The sequence below is a fragment of the Nonomuraea sp. NPDC049784 genome, from assembly GCF_040659615.1.
In the GTDB taxonomy this organism is placed as follows: domain Bacteria; phylum Actinomycetota; class Actinomycetes; order Streptosporangiales; family Streptosporangiaceae; genus Nonomuraea.
This window is the reverse complement of record NZ_JBFAMX010000959.1, coordinates 1-2743: the sequence shown is the minus strand read 5'-3', so window position 1 is coordinate 2743 and position 2743 is coordinate 1. Positions and strand designations below refer to the sequence as shown.

Annotated in this window: 3 protein-coding genes; 2 read left to right on the top strand and 1 reads right to left on the bottom strand. The window is 72.1% G+C overall.

Going from position 1 to position 2743, the window contains the following annotated elements:
• On the bottom strand, nt 1-259 hold a 259-nt coding region (locus AB0J09_RS61680), incomplete at its 3' end, for a hypothetical protein (RefSeq protein ID WP_360713384.1).
• Nucleotides 260-634: 375 nt separating this feature from the next.
• On the opposite strand from AB0J09_RS61680, the gene AB0J09_RS61675 reads away from it, so the two are divergent.
• Together AB0J09_RS61675 and AB0J09_RS61670 are read left to right on the top strand one after the other, a co-directional pair.
• Nucleotides 635-2446 (top strand): penicillin-binding protein 2, encoded by a 1812-nt coding sequence (locus tag AB0J09_RS61675; RefSeq protein ID WP_360713382.1) that lies wholly within the window; start codon nt 635-637, stop codon nt 2444-2446.
• Nucleotides 2447-2486: 40 nt separating this feature from the next.
• Nucleotides 2487-2743, top strand: a 257-nt coding sequence (locus AB0J09_RS61670) for a Mur ligase domain-containing protein (protein WP_360713381.1), incomplete at its 3' end; no start/stop codon positions are given.

The following is a 2743-nucleotide window of genomic DNA, read 5'->3' as shown; positions in this document are numbered from 1 at the left end:
CCCACAGGACCCTCTCGACCTGCCGTTCGGCCCCGACGGCGAGCCCCGGGGGCGCCCGCCGCGCGATTCCGGTGACGACTCGCGTGGCCGTCCCCCTCGGGACGATGCCGGTCAGGGCCGTCCCGGCCGTTCCTCCCGGGATGACACTGGTCGCGCCGATCAGGGTCGTGCCGGCCGTTCGTCCCGGGACGACGCCGGCCGCAACGGTCAGGGCCGTGCCGGCCGCTCCCGTTCCGGCGACTCCGGTGGGGCGCGTCAAGGCGGCCAGGACCGTGCCCGGCAGGACGGCGCGACGGGCCGCAACCGCGGTGAGGCTTCCCGCGGGAGCTCACGCGGGGAGGCCGGCACTCGCAGGCGCCCTCACGACGAGGACGACCGCCCGAGGGAACGGGCCGGGCAGGGACGTGATGAGGGCGATCGTCCCAGGGGGCGTACTCCCCGGCGACGCGATGACTCCGATCGGCTCCGGGGACGCGATCAAGGGCGCGACGAGCGGGCACGCGGCAGGCAGGAGGACGACCCGCCACGCCGCGGCAGGCCGGAGGACGGGGGCAGAGCGGAAGGGGCCCGCCGTACCCAGGCGGGCAGCCCGAGGCCGCAGGCCAGGCCGGAGCCGGCGCGGGGCCGTGAGTGGGTGGGGCTGCGCCGCGGCGGAGACGTGCCGCCGCCCAAGGGGCCGCGCAGGCCGCCGCCGCAACCGCCCAGGCCGCCGCACGTGCTGCGGCTGGGCAACCCGCGCAGGCGCATCAACATCGGCCTGATCGGCATGACGTTCATCCTGTCGATCTTCGCCGGGCGGCTGATCCAGATGCAGGGTCTCGACTCCAAGGTGTACGAGGCCGCGGCGGTGGGCCAGCGCCTGCACACCGAGGAGATCCCCGCCAAACGCGGCTCGATCACCGACGTCAACGGCCACGGGCTGGCCGTCACCGTCGAGGCCCGCGAGGTGTCGATCGACCCGTCCAAGGTCCTCGCCGAGTCGCGCGCGAAATGGACCACGCTCCTGGCACAGCAGCTCGGCAAGAGCGAGCAGGAGATCGCCGCGAAGCTGGCCAGGACGAACACCCGCTACCAGCGCCTGGCCACGGACGTCGACCCCGTCGTGGCCAGCCGCCTGCTGCAGGCCCGCGTGCCCGCGTTGTCGGCGAAGAAGACGTACCGCAGGCTCTATCCGGCGGGCGACCTGGCGGGCAGCCTGATCGGGTTCGTCGGCGACGAGGGCGACGGCCTCGGCGGCATGGAGCAGGCCAGGAACACGTTGCTGGCCGGGCACGACGGGGAGCAGCGCGTCGAGACGGGCCGCGACGGCCTGCGCATCCCGATGACCAGCAGCCAGCGCACCGCCCCCGTGAACGGGCAGGACGTGCGGCTGACCATCGACCGCGACATCCAGTGGGCCGCCCAGGAGTCCATCGCCAAGCAGGTCAAGAAGGCCGGCGCCGACAGCGGCACCGTGATCGTCATGGACGTGCGGACCGCCCAGATCATCGCCATGGCCAACGCCCCCGAGCTCGACCTGAACAACTGGCGCAAGGCCCCCGCCTCCACGTACATCAACAAGGCCGCCGCCGACGTGTTCGAGCCGGGCAGCACCAACAAGGTGATCACGGCGGCCGCCGCGATCGAGGCCGGCGAGGTGACGCCCGACACGGTGTTCCAGGTTCCCGACCGGATCAAGTGCGCCGACCAGGTGCTGCGTGACGCCCACGCGCACAAGTCCGAGTCGATGACCTTCCGCCAGGCCGTGGCCGAGTCCAGCAACGTGGCCACGATCATGGCCGCGCGCAAGGTCGGCAGCGAGCGCCTGTACCGGATGCTGAAGACGTTCGGGTTCGGCTCGACGCCCGGCGGTGGCGTGCCGAGTGCGGAGGCCGGCCTGCTGCCCGACTACAAGAACTGGTCGGGCAGTCAGAACTGCACCGTCGCCTACGGGCAGGGCGTTTCGGTGACCGCGCTGCAGATGGCCAGTGTCTACCAGACCATCGCCAACGGCGGCATCAAGGTCGAGCCGCAGATCGTCGCCGGCACGACGGACACGTCAGGCAGGTTCGTTCCCGCTCCCGCAGGTAAGCAGACCAAGGTGGTGAGCGCGACGACGGCCAAGGAGATCACGACGATGCTGGAGAGCGCGGTGAGTGCGGAGGGCACGGGACTGCTCGCGGCCATCCCCGGATACCGGGTGGCGGGCAAGACGGGCACGGCCAACCGCTACGATGCGAAGCTCGGCCGTTACAAGGGCTACACGGCCTCGTTCGTCGGGTTCGCGCCGGCCGACCAGCCCCGGCTGGTGGTGCTGTCGGTGCTGCAGAACCCGAAGAACGGCCACTTCGGCGGGCAGCTGGCGGCCCCCGTGTTCAAGGATGTGATGACGTTCGCCATCAAGAGCAAGAAGATTCCTCCCACAGGCTCCACCGCTCCGCCGGTGCGGATGCGCGCGGGACAGTGAGCAGGGAAGGTACGCTCTCGCCGTGCGTCCCCCGTCGTCTATGCGTCCCACGACCAGCCAGCCCCGTCCGCTGACCGGGCTCGCGACCATGCTCGACGCCGACTCAGGCTCGTCGCGGTCGCCTCATGCTGCCCTGACCGGCGTCACCATCGACTCCCGCAACGTCAGGCGCGGAGACCTGTACGTGGCCCTGCCCGGTAAGCAGGCCCACGGCGCCGCCTTCGCCGCCGACGCGATGGCGAAGGGGGCCGTGGCCGTGCTCACCGACCCGGACGGCCGCGACGCGGCCGTCGCGAC